Below are 20,484 nucleotides of genomic sequence, written 5' to 3' on the forward strand. Positions count from 1 at the left end.
CAAATTAAAACAGACTTTCTTCCACTGGCGCTAGTTCTTCTTTCTGTTGATCATTATGTGCATTATAGACAGGACCTTGATCCTCTTCTGATGGAACTTCATTTTGTCGAAAATACTCAATAATGCCATTTTCCTGGTTAGGCTTGGCGAGCAAGCCACTAACAGGGTCTATTCGAACAGCAATAACATTTTCAGGTTGCTTTAACTCAACCTCAGGTTTGTCTTTTAATGCTACTTTCATAAAATCGATCCATAGCGGAAGAGCAAGATTTGCAGCATATTCATGTAATGATTTGGGATTATCAAAACCAATCCAGGTTGTTACTACCAAATTAGGATTAAAGCCGGCAAACCAGGCATCTACTTGATCATTAGTAGTTCCTGTTTTACCAGCGATGTCTTGACGATTTAACACTCGCGCAGCACGTCCAGTGCCATGCTGTATTACATCTCGTAATGCCGTATTCATTAAAAAGGCAATGTCTTCAGAAATAACGCGTGGTGCCAAGGTAGAAGCATCAACTTTGTCTTTATCGCAAGGGTCACATACAATACTTGGTTTGGCTTGTAACAGAATTTTGCCATCAGCATCTGTTATATGGTCAATGAGGTAGGGCTCTACTTTATAACCACCATTAGCAAAGACTGCATAAGCAGTGGTTAAATCCATAGGGCTAATGGACAAACTGCCTAAAGCAAGTGATAAAGCTCTAGGTAATGACTTTTTATTAAAGCCAAAACGAGTCAAGAAATCTATCGTATAATCGATACCTATATCATCAAGAATTCTTATGGATACCAAATTTTTAGATTGAACTAGTGCCTGCTTCAGACGTGTAGGGCCATTGAATTTTAGATTCACATTGTGTGGTCGCCATAAATTCGGTTGGCTGGGATCATCGACAACGATGGGGGCATCGTTAATTAAAGTAGCAAGATTATAACCATTGTTCAAAGCCGCAGCGTAAACAAATGGTTTGAAGCTGGAGCCTGGTTGTCTGCTGGATTGAGTAGCTCGGTTGAATTTACTTTTTGAGAAGTTGAATCCTCCAACCAAAACTTCAATGGCGCCATTTTTAGGATTCATAGCAACCATTGCAGATTCTGCTTCAGGAATTTGGGCGAGTTGCCAGGATTTTTCCGTGGAGTGTACATAAATTATATCGCCTGCTGCTACCACTTGTTGTGCTTTGGTTGGCGATTTTCCAACCCAACCTCCTCTTTTTAGTGCCGGCCTGGCCCAAGACATACCCTCCCAGGGAATAATAATTATTTGTCCGTTTTGCAATGCCGCAGTTGCTTCTTTTTCTCTTACCTCAGTGACAACTGCAGGAGTCAGGCTATTCAGCTCTGGATATTGCCGTAAATATTTTTGCCTAATCTTGGGCGATTGGCTGTCTTTTTCACCTATATTAGCAATTGGGCCTCTGTAACCATGCCGATGATCGTAAGCAATCAGATTTTTTTCTACCACTTCATTGGCAGTATTTTGTAATTTGCCATCAATAGTTGTATATACCTTATATCCCTTGGTGTATGCTTCAGGGCCAAAATTATCGTATAAAGACTGGCGAATCATTTCAGCAACATAAGGTGCTTTCACCTCAATATTAGTTCCATGGTATTTTGCAGTTATTGGTTGATTGACTGCATTTTGATATTGTTCTTCATTGATATAATGCTCTTCCAGTAACCGCTCCAATACATGGTCACGGCGTTTTTTTGCAGCAAGCGGGTTAGCAATAGGATTCTGAGTTGAAGGGGCTTGAGGAAGTCCTGCTATCATAGCCAGTTCGGCCAGATTAAGGTCCTTAAGGGATTTTCCAAAATAAACCATGGCTGCTGCTCCAACGCCGTAAGCCCGATTACCCAGGTAAACCCTGTTTAAGTAGAGTTCCAAAATCTTTTCTTTACTTAATTCCCTGTCAATTTTGATGGCAAGCATAATTTCATTAAATTTCCGTAAAAATGTTTTTTTACGGCTTAAGAAAAAATTACGAGCTACTTGCATGGTGATCGTACTACCGCCTTGAGATTTGGTTCCGGTTTTGAGCATGCTTACGGCAGCTCGGCCCAATCCCATAACGTCTACACCAGGGTGTTCAAAAAATCGTTGATCTTCTGTTGCAATTAATGCATGAATGAGCGTAGGGGGAATTTCATCATAAGTTACGGGAATGCGTTTTTTTTCACCGTACTCCTGAATTAATAAGCCTTCTTTGCTGAAAATCTGTAATGGTACTTGTAATTGTACAGTTTTTAATGAATCAACATTAGGCAATTGACTTTCGAGATAAAGGTATAGAAGGCTGCCAGCCACTATTAGGAGAAAAAACAGGCTCATCAGCGCCCAAAGACCTTTACGCCAGAAGTATGCCATTTTTTTCATAGAATTTCGTTTTCGTTAAATGTGAATAGTGCAATATTATACAGTGAATCTATATAATATTGCGAGGTTTGCAAGGGAAAAAACTGGATTTAAATACTATTTTGCGCCTCACCCAGATGGGGATAATCATTGAGGAAGCGCCAATAGGCTTTAATCCTCATGGCCATTACCCATAGAAAAGGATTGATTAGGCTGGGTATCTGTTGTTTCAGAGGATTTAACCATTGGTAAATCGGTCACATCGATCGTTGTTTGTTGTTTAGCTTGGGTGCCCAGCCTGGTATTGAAAAACAGAGAGCTGTATCCCAAAGGCAGGACCGGATTGAAAACTGGGCGAGGCATGCTGCGAGTTAGCTCGCTTACTCTCTCTTTCAGTTTTTCTATTTCTTTGTCTTTCTCCAGAATTGTAGCCTGTTGTTCTATGATTACTTGTTTATCTGTTTCGGCTTGTTGTGTTTTTGTTAAGAGTTCTTTTTCTTGCTCTTTGCTACTTTCACTCAATATTTGGGCTTTCTCCAAAAGTTCAGGCACCAAGAGGGCATTTTGATGTTCTAAACATAATGATTCTGCTAGGGCTTTAATTTCTTCATCAGAAGAGCATTCTGCTGTATTTTTAGAATTAATATGAATGTTTAAGGCCTCTAAAACTTCTTCTTTGATCAAATTGCCTGAATTACAAAACTCTCCACCAACGTATCCATCATTTTTCACGCCTGAAAGAGAAATACTGGTTTCAGAACTTTCAGTAGCGGAAGTATATTTTACTTCGTAAGTTTTACTTTTAGGTGTGATCATTAATTGTTTGAGATCAATTAAAAGTTGAGTGATCTGTTTTTTATATTCTTCCAGTTTAGATGGCTCAAATGAATTTTTTCTATCCAGCATGGATTTTAGAAAAAGAACCTCATTTAAAATAAAATGCAAGAATGGTTTTCTGTCAGGATAACCTTTGGTGCAATTTTGTATTAACTCTTCAAGGCGCCCCTTACATTCAACGTCTTTATCCTGAATAATTTCTTTAGCCAAAGCAAGTGCTTTTCTTCTTAGGAGAATGGGATTGCTTTCAACTATTAATTTGTTTAATACTTTAGGCTGGCTGTCATGATACCGAATGATTACGGAAGTCAGTGTATATAGTAACTCTTCTAACCTAGTCATATGTAAAGCTCCTTTTTATAAAGCTAAAAATCTAAATGTGGAAATCCCCTACAACTTGGTATTTCACTATATTGAATGTTTTGCATAAGTGCAAGTGCCTATTAACTGATACATTATTTGAAAAAATCATACAAGTAGAGAGGTTGTTTTACAGTTTTATTGAAAGAATATAAAACCTGATTTGATTGTGAAATGATGATTGATATCATGAAATTTGACAGGGAATTGATTGAAGACAGAAATAGAAATGCGTGTATCAATTTTAGATTGATTATAGGGCTTTTGCACCAAGTAACAAGTAAAGTGATTCCAATTTATATTGGCTTACGCTAACATTAATTATTCAATAGTTAGGATAAGTTCTAAATAATTAGGAGTGCTTTTGGGCTGCAGGGAAATATACAGGGAGATTATATAAGTGCTCAAATTGCTTAAACCTAAGCATCGTTCAATTCTTGGCATTGACATTAGTTCTTCAGCAGTGAAAATTTTGGAAATTTCAGGTTCCGGAGAGCAAGTTTGTGTTGAAGGATATGGTCGTGAAGAAATACCCGCCTCTGCTCTTGAAGGGAATATGATCAAGGACGTCGATGTAGTAGCGAATTGTATTAAAAAATTGGTAGAAAGGTTGAAGTTTACATCTAAAAATGTGGCATTGGCTGTACCTGATTCGGCTGTTATTAGCAAAGTAGTGCAAATTAATGAAGGATTGACTGACCAGGAAATGGAAGAGCTTGTTGTTATTGAAGCGGATAAGTATATTCCTTACCCAATAGATGAAATAAACCTTGATTTTGAAGTGTTAGGCCATTCTGCCAAGAATTCAGCGCTGCTTGATGTTTTAATTGTGGCTTCAAGAGCAGAAAATGTTAATAGTCGTGTCGAGGCAGCTCATAGAGCTGGCCTGGAGCCCAAAATCGTTGACGTTGAATCTTATGCGGTAGAACGTTCAGTGCAACAAATTGCGCAAGAATTGCCAGCAAGTGGACAAGACAAAATTATAGCGATAGTAGATATTGGAACCAATTACACTCATTTATTTGCTTTGCATGGCATGCGATTAATCTTTTCAAGAGAAGAAAAATTTGGTGGCATGCAGCTTGTTGAAGCTATTGCAGAACATTATCATATGAATTTAGAGCAGGCTATTGCCCTAAAAAATCAGGGTAAATTACCAGAGGACTATGAATCTGCTGTATTAGAGCCTTTTAAGGACATGATTCTTTTGCAGATCAAACGCACTTTGCAGTTTTTTTATTCTACCAGTCAACATGGATTTGTTGACCATATTCTATTAGCTGGAGGAATGGCAAGGCAACCAGGGTTGGCAGCGCTTATTCAAGAGCAATTAGGAGTGACTACTACAGTAGCAAATCCACTATCCTATATGTCTTTTGGTAAAAAAGTGAATTTGGATGCCATTAATAATGTCGCGCCTACACTGATGGTGGCTTGTGGGTTAGCTCTAAGGCATGTCGAGTAAAAAATGACTGAGATTAATTTATTACCATGGCGTGAGCAAAAACGGGAACAGGAAAAGAAATTATTCACGACCATGCTATTGATAGGGATTATCGTTGCCGCGGCAATCGTTTTTTTAATGAATTCTTATGTTTCCCATTTAATAAGTAATCAAACGCAGCGGAACCAGATTTTACAGAAAGAAATTACAGCCTTAGATGAGCAAATCAAGGAGATCAAGGCATTAAAGCAAATCAGGGAAGGTTTGATTTCAAGGATGTCTATCGTGCAGAACCTGCAATCAACAAGAACGTTAATGGTTCATTTATTTGATGAGTTAATTAAAATTACTCCTCCAGGAATTTACATAACCAAGATGCAAAGAGAACATGATGTCATAACACTCTGGGGGTATTCCGAATCGAATACAAGTATTTCTATTTTGATGAGAAATATAGAGGCTAATGTCTGGATACAAAATCCCGTACTTACTGAAATTAAAAAAATTGTTGAAAAAAAACAGTCTCCAAACAATGAATTTAAATTAAGTTTTGTGCTTAAACCCAAATATTAGGCTGATAAAAATCATGGATACAGTCAATTTAAGTGAATTAACTCTGGAGAATGTCGGCCAGTGGCCAATGCCGGTTAAAATCGGAGTCATTTTAGGCATCAGTATATTGATAATTGGATTGGGATATTGGCTTATTGTTAAGCCTAATTTTGAGCAATTGGATACACTGGAAGCCCAGGAAATTGCTTTGAAAACAGAGTTTGAAAAAAAACAACATCAGGCAGCAAATCTACAAGCCTATCGTAATCAGTTACAGTTAATGAATGAACGCTTCGGAACCATGCTAAAACAACTACCGGCAAAAAATGAAATGCCTGGGCTTTTGGAAGAAATATCTAAAACAGGGATCGCATCGGGTTTGAAATTTGAATTGTTTGCACCACAACCTGAGGTAGTGCATGATTTTTATGTGGAGTTACCTATAAAAATTACGATTGTCGGATCCTATATGCAATTAGCAAGATTTTTAAGTCGTGTCGCTGAAATGAACAGAATCGTGACTTTGCATGAATTTAGTGTTGAGGGGGTATCCTCCGGGGATGGTAAAACGGTCTCTCAGGATGAATTGGTGATGGGTATCACCGCTAAAATATACAGATATCGGGCACAATGACAATTAAATACAACCAAATTCCTATATCAGATTTTTTCGGAAATTCTTTGCGCACTTCATTCACCGCAGCGAATTTCCGAAAAAGTCTATTGACGGGGTTATTAGTTCTATTACTTAGCTCCTGCTCTGGTGATAACAGTGATCTTGTTAAGTACATCAATGAGGTGAAATCAAGGCCAGGAAGACCTATTGAGCCTATTCCCAAATTTGCCCCTTTGCCAATTTTTAGATTTCCAGAAAACGACAATAGGCGAAATCCATTCAAGCCTATTGATCAAAAAAAGAGAAATGATATTTATGCCCCCGATAAAAAGAGGCCGAAGCAGCCTTTGGAATCTTTTCCTCTGGATGCTTTAAAATTCGTAGGTACTTTAAAAAAGGACAACGAAATTTGGGCTCTGATTAAGCAACCTGATGGACAGATTAGCCGTGTGAGGGTTGGAGACTATATGGGACAAAATTATGGACGTATTATTTTGATTAAAAATGATCTCATTAAACTGGAAGAAACGGTACAAAAATCAGGGACATGGGAAAAACAGTCCACCACAATTAATTTGGACACTGGCAAGCAGGAGTGAGGCGTGAGAAAAATTATCGCGATTTTGATATTAATTAGTGCCAGTTTGAGTATGGCATATTCTAAAGATAACTCTCTCATTTCAGTAAAAGTATTACCATTGCCTGAAAACAGAGTACGCATTGACTTTCAATTTTCCAAACCCTTAAAGCAACTGCCTGCAAGCTTTATTACTCAAAAGCCTCCACGTTTGGTATTGGATTTTATTAGTACCGATATGCAAATTCCCGCCGATCAGAAAACTAAAACCATTCAATTAGGCTCATTACATAGTTATAACATTGTTGCAGTCAGGGATAGGATAAGGGCCATATTGGAATTGGATCGCTCAGTGTCCTATTCTGGCAGTACGGCAGGTTCTGTTTATAGCCTTGTCCTGAATGGTAAAAGCAATGATTTGTTTGAGAATAGCAAAGAGGTATTCATAACGAACCAGGTTGTGAACGCCAAGCATGAAATTAAAAGAATTGATTTTCGTGGTATAGAAAAGCAAGGTGGTAGAGTCTTAATTGATGTTTCTGATACTGGTATTCCAATTGATGTGACTCAAGTTGGAAAAGAAATAGTCGTTAATTTCCTGAATACCAGGATTCCTTTGAATTTAATGAAACGGTATGACGTTTCTGATTTTCACAGTCCTGTCCAGATTATCACGATGCAACAGGAAGGCAAAAAAGTTCGTATGACCATCCTCAGTAAAGGAGATTACGGACATTTTGTTTATCAGGTCAATAAACAATTTATGGTTGATGTGTTTCCTTTAACTGCGGAAGAAATTCGCCAAGCCAAATTGAAAAAACAGGTATTCACTGGCAAACGGATTTCTTTGAATTTCCAGAATATTAGTATTCGAGCCGTGCTTCAACTGCTCGCAGATTTCACTGGAATCAACATGGTTGTCAGCGACAAAGTGCAAGGAGATATTACGCTTAGATTAAATGATATCCCTTGGGACCAGGCCCTGGATATTATTTTAACAACACAAGGGTTAGACAAGCGTAGAAAAGGCAATGTCATGTTGATAGATACCAAGGCTTCCATGGATAAAATGGAGGAAGATCAACTCAAAAGTCAACAGACAATTGAAAAGCTCGAGCCTATCCGTTCTGATTTAATTCAGATTAATTATGCAAAGGCAGCAGATATTGCTGTTTTGATCAAGGATAAGCAAAATTCCTTATTATCAGACAGAGGAAAGATAAGTGTCGATGCCAGAACGAATACAATCTGGATTCAGGATACTGGCACCAAAATTGAGGAAGTAAGGGAACTTATAAAGCAATTGGATATTCCTGTTAAGCAAGTACTTATTGAGGCGAGGATTGTTGAAGTAACTAAAGATTTTAGTCAAGATATTGGGATACGCTGGGGTGTATCAAGGCCAACTCACTTAAGCGGTACACTTGAGGGTGCTAACGAGTTAGCCAGAGGTACAGCGCCAGCCAATGTTGTCCCTTTGGAAAGACGGTTGAACCTTGATTTGGCAGCTGCCCCTTTAACTGGAGCTACACCGGCCTCGGTAGGTATTGCGCTAGCCAAGCTTAATGATAACATACTGCTTGATCTGGAATTGTCTGCTTTGGAAAGTGAGGGGCGTGCTGAATTAATATCCAGCCCGCGCCTGATTACTACGAATCAACAAGCAGCAGTCATCGAATCTGGTGAAGAGATTCCCTACCAGGAAGCGACATCAAGTGGAGCGACTGCTGTAGCATTTAAAAAAGCGGTCTTGAGTTTGAAAGTTACCCCGCAAATTACACCTGATGGTAAAATTTTGATGGATTTACAGATAAATCAGGATACTCCTTCTCCACAAACTTTCCTTGGTGTTCCAGCAATAATAACAAAGGAGATTCAGACGAATGTTCTGGTTAATAATGGACAAACCATAGTGCTTGGGGGTATTTACAAGCAAGATAAGAACAAGGTAATCAATAGAATTCCTTTCTTTGGTGAGTTACCTGTTGTTGGCATTTTATTTAGTAATAGACAAATCACCTTGAAAAATGAAGAATTACTTATTTTTATTACACCAAGAATAATAACGAATGCCTTATCGATTACAACGATAGAAGGACGTGAAAAAGAGGTTTATAAGTAATTAAGATTGGGTTAACGTTATCTCATTAAAAAGATAAAAAACATTAATTCAATAGAAGTGCCTCAACTCGGTGAACATGTTATAATTAAATTTAACACGTTATGATGTAATAGCATTTTGAAAAATATTTGCTCATCAGCAATGGGTTAAGTAAAGTTGAAGTATCAACTTCTTTGATGGCAGGAAGGTGCAATAAATAATTTTATATGGGTAATTGATGGTTATCCGTTGTAGAATATCAGAAGTATTTTAGATAGTAATTGGATGTATTCCTAATTTGTGTTATTTACTTTAAATGCTTCAAATTTAAGGTCTTGTGTTATTCTATCGAGGCTGGTGGAACAGTAAATATCATGAAATCAACTAAGACGTGTATCTAATTTGTTGTTATAATGGCATGGCTAATTATGACAATTCAGTAGAAGAGGTAAGTAAAAAAAAATGAGCATAGTTAAAGTACGAAATATTTTTCTCATTGGTCCGATGGGTGCTGGTAAAAGTACTATAGGACGTGCTTTGGCAAAGGAGCTCAAACTAGAATTCTATGATTCAGATGAAGTAATTGAAGAGCGTGCGGGCGCAGATATATCATGGATTTTTGATATAGAAGGTGAGGAGGGATTTAGACGTCGAGAGCAAAAGGTAATCGACGAATTGACTCAAAAGACTAATATAGTATTAGCAACGGGTGGTGGGGTCGTCATTACTCCTGAAAACAGGAATGCCCTGGCAGGTCGTGGTACAGTGATTTATCTCAAAACATCTTTGCAACAGCAATTTGAAAGAACAAAGCGTGATACCAAACGTCCTTTATTACAAACAGAAGATCTTGAGGGACGCCTGGAGTCACTCAGAGATGAGCGAGAACCTTTTTATGACGAATTGGCAGATGTCAGTTTTGAAACAGATAAACTGACTGTAAAAGCTGTTGCAAACAATATAATAAAATACTTATATGGCGAAGTTTGAACTTTATGCCGAGGTTGATGTTTCGATTTCAGGGCATCAATATCCAATAATTATTTGCCGCAATGGTTTAATTGATCCTGAATTAATTAATCGTTTTATCACTTCAAAACAGGTGCTTATTGTTACTAATCGAACAGTGGCACCTTTGTATCTAGGACATTTGCAATCTGTTTTACCATCAAAACAATGCGATGTTGTTATTCTGGAAGACGGTGAAGAGCATAAAAATCAGCGCAGTTTATTCACCATTTATGACACTTTAATTCAAAACAAACATCATAGAGACACCTCAATCATTGCTTTGGGTGGTGGAGTAATTGGTGACATGGCTGGTTTTGCCGCCTCTACTTACCAACGAGGTGTTCGATTTATTCAACTGCCTACTACGTTACTGTCTCAGGTTGATGCTTCAGTAGGTGGTAAAACTGCGATTAATCATCCTGCAGGTAAAAATATGATTGGTAGTTTTTACCAACCTCAGGCCGTCATAATTGACTTAAATACCTTAAAAACATTACCTGAACGTGAGTTTCGTGCAGGTATTGCAGAGATGATAAAATACGCCCTGCTGGTTGGTGGTTCTTTCTTTGAACGAATTCAAGGGGCTCTACAACAAGGGCTAACGGTAGACAGTCCCGAGTTACCCCTACTGATAGCAGAATGTTGTCAAATTAAAGCTAAAATTGTTGAGCAAGATGAAAGGGAATCGGGGCTGCGTGCTTTGCTTAATCTGGGACATACTTTTGCTCATGCGTTGGAAACGTATACCGATTATAAAAAGTGGTTACATGGAGAAGCAGTTGCTATAGGCTTGTATTGTGCGGCTGTATTATCAGAAAAAAAGGGCTTACTGGATAAATCAATTGTAGAACTGGTTGAAAAAATGCTTATGCATGCTGGGTTGCCTCATAAGATTCCAAATTCCATAGATTTAATGCAATTAAGAGAATTGATGCGTTTAGATAAGAAAATTAAAAATAATTGTTTGCGTTTTGTAATGATAAAAAAACCAGGTGCTTGTTATATTGATGATTCTGTTACTGAAGATTGTTTGCACAACACACTGATTAATGTGGTAGAAGGAGAATAAAAATGATAGATGGAAAGGAGCCTCTTGAGGATGGAGTTGCCAATCAACTCAGAACACTCTTTAAACCAGGAGCGTGGCTTGCAAAAATTGATTTCATTAATCATTTAATCCTATTTAATAATGTACTAATAACCATTTTGTCAGAGAAAGAAGGTGGGAAAACTTGTTTTAATTCTTTGTTGAAAAGTAATTTGAATCAACAAATTAAATCAGTATCATTTAAGGCAAATCCACCATTTAGCAGTCAAGAAATTATCAATGAGCTTGCCAGACAGTTGCATCTTAATAATAAGGATAACAATATTGGTACTCTTGCAGCACAAATTAATGAAAGAAAAGCACATGTTTTGCTGATTATTGATGATGCTCATCACTTACCTGAAAGTTTTATCAAGGAAGTGATGATAATTATAAAAAACCAGGAAGATTTTGGATTTTTTCATCTTTGTTTAATTTCTGATTATTCTATCGTTGCCACATTGAATAATCTCGCTGCTGAGCCATTTAATAATTTAATCCATACAATAGAGCTGGGGGCATTAAGCGAGGCTGAAACCAGAACTTATGTATTACAACGAGCAATGGCGTCTCGTTTAATTAACAGGCCACTCACCGATGCTCAATTTAAACAGTTCTATCACTTGACCAAAGGGAATTTATCAAAAATCAATACCAATCTGGAATTGTTTTTATCCAAGTGTTCCAATAAAAAACAAAATAATAAAGCAACTATTTTAAAAGGAATAAGTTTAGCTACAAGCTTCGCGATTGTTGCAGGATTATCCTATTTTTATTTTGATAATTTATATAAAGCTCGTAATAATACTCCCAAATTACCGGATTTAGCTTCTGTAACAACACTTCCGCCCATAAAAGACCTTATTAAAAAAACTCCCGCACAGCAATCTGCTCCTATACAAGACTCTGTAAGCTATATTGCTTCGTGGGAAGATTCTTCGATGAGGCAATTAGTGCATTATGGGTTACCCAAAAAACAAATTTTAGATGATTTTATGGATGAAGAGGATAGTCTTAATACAGTTGCTGTTGTGGATAAGGTCGTGGTTATTCCAAAACTGAAAGCTAAAAATATTTCGGAGCAAGTCGCACAAGCGGCAGTTAGTCAGTCAAAATTACCCCCTATTTCCCACTCATTACAAACAAAGTCAGTCAGTGAGAAACCAAGTATCAAAAAAATTGATGGTAAGCTGTTTACTATACAATTGGCTGCCAGTCATAAAGTAGAGGATATCAACAGGTTTAAGAACCAAAACAAATGGTTATCTCAGGCAAAAGTTAGACATTTTACCAATGCGAAAGGCAGTTGGTACATATTAACTGTCGGTGAATATGAAAGTAGAAATCAAGCTCTGTTGAATATAAAAAAATTACCAGGAGAATTAGCCAAACTCAATCCGTGGATACGTTCTGTAGAGGGGCTTTCAAACATTGGTTAGAGTAAGAGAATCGGCTTGGATATAGTTTTGTGGGCCATTTGCTGATCCTGGGAAAATAGGCTTAAATCTGCTAATCTTAACTTAGCTATCAGAATTTTAAGGAGAAAATGATGTATAAAAGGGTTTTGTTTGCTACTGACTTTGATGAGGTTGGGGTGCGGGCAGCTGAGAAAGCTAAAAAAATTGCTGACGAGAATGGTGCTGATCTAATCTTGGTTCATGTTGTTGAGCCTATTCCAGCTTATGCTTACCCAGGTTTTGCGGGATTTGCTGAAGTAGAAATGTCTATTCGTGAGCAAGCTGAAAAAGAACTGAATGAATTGGCAGAAAAACTGGGTGTCGATGAAAAGCATCGTTTTATAGAGTTTGGTTCAACTAAAAACGAAATCTTAAGGGTAGCGAAAGAACATAAAATTGATTTAATTGTGACAGGAAGTCATGGAAAACATGGTCTTTCTTTATTATTAGGCTCAACCGCTAATGCAATCTTGCATGGTGCCGAATGCGACGTCTTAATTGTAAGACCCAAAATAAGCCACTAAGAACACCGCTAACTTAAGAAGCTCCGTACTACGTGGTAGTACGGGCAATGCTTCATAGATTTCTCAATATCTCAGAAAACCAGTATACTATGTGTTTTTTATTCTTCTGATTAAAACGATTAATGAAATTGTTACGTGGTTCTAATCATTTTGCTTTATTTGATAAGGGTGCAGTTGCCACTATTGGTAATTTTGATGGCGTGCATTTAGGTCATCAACATTTGATTAAGGTGCTAAGAGCAAAGGCTGATGAGATGAACTTGCCTTTAGTTATTTTACTGTTTGAGCCTCAGCCTAAAGAGTATTTTCATAGAGAGAAAGCACCAGCCCGACTTTCTACCTTGAGAGAAAAAATAGATGTCTTGAACTTATGTCAGGTGGATTACATCTATTGCATCAAGTTTGATGCAAGACTGGCTCAAACTAGCGCATTGAATTTTGCACAATTTTATTTATTTGAAGCATTGAAAATACGCTACCTTCTGGTTGGCCAAGATTTTCGTTTTGGTAAAAACAGAGAAGGTGATGTTAATTTACTCAAAACACTAGGTGCTCATTATTCCTGTGAAGTGACAGTGCAATCGGATTTTCTTATAGAAAATGAAAAGATTAGTTCGACGAGAATTAGAGAAGCGTTGCAAGAGGGGAATTTGCAGTTCGCAGCCAAGTTGTTGGGAAGGCCATACAGCATGTGTGGACGGGTCATAAAAGGTGATGGTCGTGGCCGTCAATGGGGGATACCGACAGCAAACCTTGGCATGCATCGTTTATCGATTCCTTTGCAAGGTGTTTATGTGGTGCAAGTCCATATCAATTCGAAGGCCTATTCTGGCGTTGCAAATATTGGGAAGAGGCCAACAGTCGCTGGAACCAAAAATATTTTGGAAGTCCATTTATTTGATTTTCATGGATCTCTTTATGGTCAGTTATTGCAAGTAATTTTCTTGCACAAACTTCGAGATGAAGTTAAATTCTCAAGTGTGGAGTCGTTAATCACTCAGATTAATAGTGATATCCTGTTGGCAAAGACCTATTTAAAACAGAAATGGCTTGATAGTGAGATTGACTCATCGAATGATGTTGTGAATGGAATCAGTGATACAGTGTAATTTACCTATAATCGGGGTATTTTTTTGTAAGCTCCCTTTGGGCTGTGTAGATGAAACAGAACAAGGGCATTTAAAATTATCAAAAACTTAATGATTTGGCAGAGTAGGCACCTATGGCAGAATACAAAGATACTTTAAACCTTCCAAACACTGCATTTCCGATGAAAGCAAGTTTGTCAGTGCGAGAACCTGAAATGTTGGCAGATTGGCAAGCAAGGGGAATTTATCAGAAAATTCGTAAAGCTCGTGTTGGAAGTAAGCGCTTTATTTTGCATGATGGTCCGCCCTATGCCAACGGGCATCTTCATTGTGGGCATGCGCTCAATAAAATTCTTAAAGATATTATTATTAAATCAAAAACCTTTAGTGGTTTTGATGCCCCCTTTGTCCCTGGTTGGGATTGTCATGGATTACCTATAGAGTTGAATGTAGAAAAAAAAGTAGGTAAAGCCGGAATCAAGATTACACCCAGAGAGTTTCGTGCCAAATGCCGAGAATATGCTGCAAGTCAAATTGATATACAAAGAGAAGAGTTTCAACGTTTGGGAGTCTTGGGAGACTGGTATAATCCTTATGTGACTATGGATTATCACTATGAGGCCAATATAGTACGAGCCTTGGGTTTAATGATTAAAAATGGCCATTTACAACAGGGTTTTAAACCTGTTCATTGGTGTATCGATTGCGGATCTGCGTTGGCTGAAGCCGAGGTAGATTATGAGGATAAAACTTCTCCGTCCATTGATGTTGCATTCGCAGCAGTAAATCCATCCGAGTTCCTTAATTGCTTTGGAACTCCATCAGCGGTGAAACCATTAATTCTGCCGATTTGGACCACGACTCCATGGACATTACCAGCCAACGAAGCAGTTTGTCTGCATCCTGAAATTGATTATTCATTGATTGAGACGGGTGATTCTTATTATATCGTGGCTACTGATTTGGTTGAATCGGCTATGGCGCGTTATGTGATCAGCCATTACAAAACATTGGGTTCCGCCAAGGGGCGAGTCTTTGAGCATTTTAAACTGCAGCACCCATTTTATAAGCGCCAGGTTCCCGTAGTTCTTGCCGAGCATGTGACAACAGAATCAGGTACAGGTTGTGTGCATACTGCACCGGCTCATGGTCCGGATGATTATTTGGTAGGTCAGACATACCGCTTGCCATTAATAAATCCCGTGATGGCTAACGGATGTTTTGCTGAGGATGTGGAGTTATTTGCTGGTCTTTCCGTATTGAAGGCCAATGAGGATATTCTAACAGTTTTATCAGAGCGGGGTGTTTTGTTAGCTAATGAATCTATCAGACACAGTTATCCGCATTGTTGGCGACATAAATCGCCAATGATATTTCTGGCTACGCCCCAATGGTTTATCTCAATGGATAAATCCAATTTAAGGCAAGCAATAGTCAATGAGATCGAGAAGGTTAACTGGGTACCTGACTGGGGTAAGGCTCGCATTAGCAACATGGTTGAAAACAGGCCTGACTGGTGTATATCAAGACAGAGATCTTGGGGAACCCCCATGCCATTGTTTGTACATAAAACCACCAGAGAATTACATCCTGACACTCTGGAGTTAATCGAGAAAGTGGCTGTAATGATTGAAAAATCAGGCATAGATGCCTGGTTTGATCTGGATGGTTCTGAATTGCTTGGCGATGATGCCAAACACTACGATAAAATCACAGACACCATGGATGTGTGGCTAGATTCCGGAATATCACATTTCAGTGTTTTAAAGCATAATAACGATTTGGATTTTCCGGCAGATGTCTATTTTGAAGGATCCGACCAGCACAGAGGTTGGTTTAATTCCTCATTAACAACTGCAGTTGCAATGTATGGAGTTGCTCCCTACAAAACCGTATTGACTCATGGATATACCGTTGATGCCGAGGGGAAAAAACTATCAAAGTCTAAGGGAAATTATGTCGCTTTGGATAAATTAGTAAACCAGCATGGTGCTGATATTTTAAGATTATGGGTAGCATCAACTGATTATCGTCATGAAGTCAGTATTTCTGAGGAAATCATTAAACGCAATGCAGATGCTTATCGAAGAATTCGTAATACAGCGCGATTTTTATTAGCTAATTTATTTGACTTTAATCCAGTCAGCGATTGTATTGACGCCAAAGAGTTGTTAGAACTGGACAGATGGGCTCTAAAGCGTTGCCAACTTTTACAAGAAGAAATAATTGCTGCCTATGAAAATTACCACTTCCATTTGATTTACCAGAAAATTCACAATTTCTGCGCAGTGGATATGGGTAGTTTTTATTTGGATTTGATAAAGGACAGGCAATACACCACAGCAAAAGACAGTACAGCAAGACGCTCTTGCCAGACAGCGATGTATCATATGGTCAAAGCTTTCACCATTTGGTTAGCGCCTATCTTATCTTTTACTGCTGAAGAAATATGGCAAACAATACCTGGGAACAATAATGAATCTGTTTTTATTGAGCATTGGTATGATGCCTGGCCGACTATTGACGCAGTGAATATGGATGATTGGGAACAATTGCATATCATTCGTGATGAAGTGAACAAAGCTCTGGAAGAAACCAGACAAAGAGGTGAAATTGGTTCTGCTTTGGCAGCCGAAGTAACTGTTTATGCCGATGACAAGGTATTACCTAAGTTAACGCGTTTAGGCGAGGAATTACGTTTTTTATTGATTACCTCAGGAGCAAAAGCGAGCCCAATCAATCAATCTCCCAAAGGATTATCTGTTACCGATTGTGGAGTATCAATACAGGTTATAGCCAGTGCTCATGAAAAGTGTGCGCGATGTTGGCATAGAAGGGCAGATGTTGGTCAAAATCAAGAGCATCCTGAACTATGCTTGCGCTGTGTAGGGAATATCAGCGGATATCATGAAGAGAGGCGTTACATATGAAAAAATGGCCTTGGCTTACACTTAGTATTTTAGTAATTATCTGCGATCAGGTAAGCAAATATTGGGTTGGAGTCTGGTTAACTCCATATAAACCTATGCCCGTTATGCCTATGTTGAATTTTACTTTAGCCTTTAACACAGGCGCTGCTTTTAGTTTTTTAAGCGGCGCTGGTGATTGGCATAGGTGGTTTTTTGCAGGGTTTAGTTTTGTAATGAGTATTATTTTGTTGATCTGGTTATTACGGACTCCAGAACAGGCAAGATTTCAATCTGTCGGGATAAGTCTTATTCTGGGGGGAGCTTTAGGAAACTTGATTGACAGAGGTCTTCATGGTTATGTGATTGATTTTATTGATGTTTACTATAAACACCACCATTTCGCTACCTTCAACCTGGCCGATAGCGCTATATGTATAGGGGCTGCAATTTTAGTTCTGGATTTGTTGATTCGTAGGGAATAGAACGGAATAGACCGGTTAAGGAAATAATAGTGCCGCAGAGTTTTAATTTTTTAACCCTGTTTTAAGTCAAAATGGCTCACAATTATTTATCATGTGTTAATGGAAAATTGTGCTTTTAGGTTTGAGTCAATTTATTTTCAGATGATTGATTGTCCTAACCTTGTTAATCCATTCAGTTGTTTTTGGTCAGGATTATGAATAATTACTGCAGCTACAGATGGCAAATTTAGGAAAAGGTCAGCTTCATTCCAGTCAATTTCAGCAGGGAATAAATTTAATCCTGGCAAATATTTGCTTAGAGAATTACAGAATGCCAGATTGGCAGGGTAGGGTCGTACTTGTTTAAATCCAATATTCGCTGCTGCCATGGCTTCAGAAATAGTGGCTACACTTGGAAAATAGCACATCGAATAAACACTTGCAGTTTGAGCTATAGAGCTTAAAAAGCCGGGGCTAGAAGCAAAATGTACGCCTGCCTGATAGCATTGCTCTAATTGCTGAGTATCAATTATGCCTCCGGCTCCAATTTTTAGAGAAGGGTATCGCGTTTTAATATTGGCTAATAAATTGGTATCGGCTGAATTGATCTCTACCAAATCTAAATCGGAATTTGCAATTTGATCGAGCCTGTCAAATAAAAAATTATCGATATCCAGTGATATGATCACAGATTGATTACCTAACATTTTTTCAACAATCATGTTTTGTTCCGAAGAGTCTGCAATAATCTTTCAATGTTAGAAGACTTGTTGATTGTTGGCAAGTATATTGATAAGAAAAACAACAATTTGTTTGATGATGAAGGGGGATAGAATCCCTGAATTATGATTCTCATATAATTCAGGGTAGGGAGATGAAAGATAATTCTATTTTATGAGGTTTTGAATGGAGATAAAGACGGAGTAGGATTAAATCGTTGCTCAACGACCTCATCTGTTTTGCTTCTTATAGAAGTAACACTGGGTTTTGTAGTGTCTACTCCATATTGTTCTAGAGTTTGCAGCATACGTTGCATAGTTTGAAACGGTATTGCTCCAGAGCGTGGTACTTCCTTAAGTAGCTCACCAGTAAAATAAGTACGTGCTTTTGGATCGGCAATTTTAATACTGAGTGCCAGAAGATCATTAAAGGTCACTTTAACGTCTTCATTTTTTCTCATTTCATCTATCTTCGTCTTGAAAAAAGTAGTCACTGATGCCAGGCTTGGGGTTGGTTTCGGTGAACTGGTTGTACTTCCTCCAGAAGGTGTTAAGACAGGTGACTCGGTATCTAAAGTTGGTTGGTTTAGTTGATTTAAAGCAGCGCCAACTGTAGATTGAAGTTTACTTAAGTTATTGGCAATTTCTGTTTTTTCTTTTGCATGGTCTTCCAATTGCTGCTTTGTCTCTTCAATTCGTTCTTTATGAACGGTTGTTTCCAAGCCTTTATTATGATGTACTAATTTTTTCACTGTCGTTGGTGTTTCATACTGAAGTCTATGAAAATCATGTTCAGCTTTTTTTTGTTTTTCCGGGCTGTCTTTGATAGATTCCCAGTCTTCACCTTGTTTTAAAAGATAAAACTTGCCGTCTTTTTCAAGTATTTTTTGTTCTTTATGGATAGGATAGAATTTAGCATTTAAATTAAACAGTTGTTGATCTTTTCCTATCACGTAATGTGCATCATTTAGTGAGGTCACTTCTTCTCCTTTCTCATTGAAAAAGGATTTTTCTTTTCTGTGCACTGAAAGCATATCGTGCAGGTTTGCCAATTTTAAATTTAGGCCATTATGTTTATGCAGTAATTTGGTAGCTTCTTCATTGTCTTTTGGATCTGGGCTCATCACAAGATCGTTTATTTTTTCCAATTGTTTTTCCATTTCCAGACTAAGCTTATGAATTAACGCTTCCATCTTTATGGCTGCCAGATCATGTTTGGATTGGCTATAATCCTTTTGTGCTTTTTCTAACGCTGCGGGATCATTTTTAATGGCATCCCATTGACCTTTTTGTATGAGATAAAATTGACCTTCATGTTCTACTACTTCCTGGTTTTTATTAATGGCCAAGTGAGCGTCTTTTAATGAATTAACCGGGTTACCTTTTTCATTAACATAGGATTTTTCACCTGTATGAGCGTCATGTAATACTTGCAGGTTAGCCATCTTTGCTTTTATGTCTTGATGTTCACGCATTAAGGATTGAACAGTTTTCTCATCGCCTTTATGCTTTTCCATCAGTTGCGTGAGTTTCTCACTGTCTTTGTTGAATGCTTCCATTTTTTCTTTAATTTCGGATAGTGATAACTCTTCAGAATCAGTGAGAAGTTTTTCAAACCCTTCCAGGTTTTCTTCATAGGTATTGTATTTGTCTTCAATATCTTTGCCTTGACGTTCCAGCTTATCCAGTTTTTTTTCTAATTCCTCACCTTTCTTAATATGTTCTTGAGCACGTTTAATAGCCTGTTCATATTCATCCAGCATTTTCTGAAATTCTTTATCTGCTTGTGAAGTGGATGAGGTTGACTGTTGGGTTGACTTGCTGGCTTTTTCAGCATTTTTTATGGCTTTTTCATTGTATTCGCGAATAGTTTCTTTAACTTTTTCCGCTGCATGAGATTTTTTGGATAAATACCACAGGAACAAAGCGGCCATTAATCGGCGTTTAAAGAGCTCGTGTTCCATTCTGTCCTGTTGATTTTGTAGATTAATGTTTCTTTGCAGGGCCATTTGAGCGCCTAATTCAGCCATTACATCTTTACCTGCCGGAGATAAAAGAAATTTTTTGACTTGGGATGCATTTTTTAACCCTTCTCGACCCAGATTGATAGTGGAACCACTGTCTTCCTTAGCCTGTGGATCGAGCAAGCTGGACTCTATCCATTTCTCAAAAGAAGTTTTAAAAGGCTTAACTGGTTCATTGGGTTTAGATTCTTTTTTGCTGGTGGGCATTTTGTCTTCTTTTTTACTATCCTCAACGCGCATTTTTTCTACAACAGGTTCCTTTTCCTTGGTTTTTACGGATTCAACATTCCCTTCTGATGTTTTAACTTGATGTGATTTGTTATCTTTTGCCATAAATAGGATCCTTAAT

16 protein-coding genes are annotated in these 20,484 nt (G+C 38.0%); 12 read left to right on the top strand and 4 right to left on the bottom strand.

The annotated features are described in order from the left end of the window. Nucleotides 1-4 precede the first annotated feature (4 nt). Nucleotides 5-2,389 (bottom strand): penicillin-binding protein 1A, encoded by a 2,385-nt coding sequence (locus CC34_RS0103515; protein WP_028377946.1) that lies wholly within the window; start codon nt 2,387-2,389, stop codon nt 5-7. A 150-nt stretch (nt 2,390-2,539) separates the two neighbouring features. Beyond that, a complete protein-coding gene (gene ravI, locus CC34_RS0103520) occupies nt 2,540-3,547 on the bottom strand; it encodes a Dot/Icm T4SS effector RavI (protein WP_027227632.1) in 1,008 nt (335 codons plus the stop codon). A gap of 418 nt (nt 3,548-3,965) precedes the next feature. Between ravI and pilM the strand changes: the two genes are divergently transcribed. The 12 genes from pilM to lspA all read left to right on the top strand — a co-directional run bounded on the left by pilM (nt 3,966) and on the right by lspA (nt 17,413). Next, the gene (pilM, locus tag CC34_RS0103525; protein WP_028379151.1) at nt 3,966-5,030 is read left to right on the top strand and encodes a type IV pilus assembly protein PilM; all 1,065 of its coding nucleotides are present in this window, start codon (nt 3,966-3,968) and stop codon (nt 5,028-5,030) included. 3 nt (nt 5,031-5,033) lie between these two features. Continuing rightward, a complete protein-coding gene (locus tag CC34_RS0103530) occupies nt 5,034-5,582 on the top strand; it encodes a PilN domain-containing protein (RefSeq protein WP_028379152.1) in 549 nt (182 codons plus the stop codon). A 13-nt stretch (nt 5,583-5,595) separates the two neighbouring features. After that, nucleotides 5,596-6,195, top strand: a complete 600-nt coding sequence (locus CC34_RS0103535) for a type IV pilus inner membrane component PilO (RefSeq protein ID WP_027221266.1) — start codon at nt 5,596-5,598, stop codon at nt 6,193-6,195. Continuing rightward, entirely contained in the window at nt 6,192-6,776 is a 585-nt protein-coding gene (locus tag CC34_RS0103540) for a pilus assembly protein PilP (RefSeq protein ID WP_028377949.1), read from the top strand. The genes CC34_RS0103535 and CC34_RS0103540 overlap by 4 nt, the downstream gene beginning before the upstream one ends. Before the next feature lie 3 nt (nt 6,777-6,779). Beyond that, nucleotides 6,780-8,876, top strand: coding sequence for a type IV pilus secretin PilQ (pilQ, locus tag CC34_RS0103545; RefSeq protein WP_028377950.1), 2,097 nt, complete (start codon nt 6,780-6,782; stop codon nt 8,874-8,876). Nucleotides 8,877-9,317: 441 nt separating this feature from the next. Then, a complete protein-coding gene (aroK, locus tag CC34_RS0103550) occupies nt 9,318-9,845 on the top strand; it encodes a shikimate kinase AroK (RefSeq protein ID WP_010946667.1) in 528 nt (175 codons plus the stop codon). After that, on the top strand, nt 9,832-10,935 hold the full coding sequence (gene aroB, locus CC34_RS0103555; RefSeq protein WP_028379153.1) for a 3-dehydroquinate synthase: 1,104 nt from the start codon (nt 9,832-9,834) through the stop codon (nt 10,933-10,935). Before aroK ends, aroB begins: the two co-directional genes overlap by 14 nt. A gap of 2 nt (nt 10,936-10,937) precedes the next feature. Continuing rightward, a complete protein-coding gene (locus CC34_RS0103560; RefSeq protein WP_028379154.1) occupies nt 10,938-12,392 on the top strand; it encodes an SPOR domain-containing protein in 1,455 nt (484 codons plus the stop codon). A 110-nt stretch (nt 12,393-12,502) separates the two neighbouring features. Further along, nucleotides 12,503-12,934, top strand: coding sequence for a universal stress protein (locus CC34_RS0103565; RefSeq protein WP_027221272.1), 432 nt, complete (start codon nt 12,503-12,505; stop codon nt 12,932-12,934). Nucleotides 12,935-13,056: 122 nt separating this feature from the next. Then, on the top strand, nt 13,057-14,043 hold the full coding sequence (gene ribF / locus CC34_RS0103570; protein WP_027227639.1) for a bifunctional riboflavin kinase/FAD synthetase: 987 nt from the start codon (nt 13,057-13,059) through the stop codon (nt 14,041-14,043). 113 nt (nt 14,044-14,156) lie between these two features. Next, nucleotides 14,157-16,952 (top strand): isoleucine--tRNA ligase, encoded by a 2,796-nt coding sequence (ileS, locus tag CC34_RS0103575; RefSeq protein WP_028379155.1) that lies wholly within the window; start codon nt 14,157-14,159, stop codon nt 16,950-16,952. After that, nucleotides 16,949-17,413 (top strand): signal peptidase II, encoded by a 465-nt coding sequence (lspA, locus tag CC34_RS0103580; protein WP_027227641.1) that lies wholly within the window; start codon nt 16,949-16,951, stop codon nt 17,411-17,413. Before ileS ends, lspA begins: the two co-directional genes overlap by 4 nt. Before the next feature lie 137 nt (nt 17,414-17,550). Here lspA and CC34_RS0103585 read toward each other — a convergent pair whose 3' ends face one another. Both CC34_RS0103585 and CC34_RS0103590 read right to left on the bottom strand, forming a co-directional pair. Continuing rightward, nucleotides 17,551-18,114 carry a multidrug DMT transporter permease gene (locus CC34_RS0103585; protein WP_027227642.1) on the bottom strand — a complete coding sequence of 188 codons (564 nt, stop codon included), beginning with the start codon at nt 18,112-18,114 and terminating at the stop codon, nt 17,551-17,553. Between the two features lie 170 nt (nt 18,115-18,284). Then, nucleotides 18,285-20,468: a hypothetical protein gene (locus CC34_RS0103590; RefSeq protein ID WP_028379156.1), complete on the bottom strand. Its 2,184-nt coding sequence runs from the start codon at nt 20,466-20,468 to the stop codon at nt 18,285-18,287. Nucleotides 20,469-20,484: the final 16 nt, after the last annotated feature.

The organism is Legionella pneumophila subsp. fraseri, from assembly GCF_000586315.1.
In the GTDB taxonomy this organism is placed as follows: Bacteria; Pseudomonadota; Gammaproteobacteria; order Legionellales; family Legionellaceae; genus Legionella; species Legionella pneumophila_B.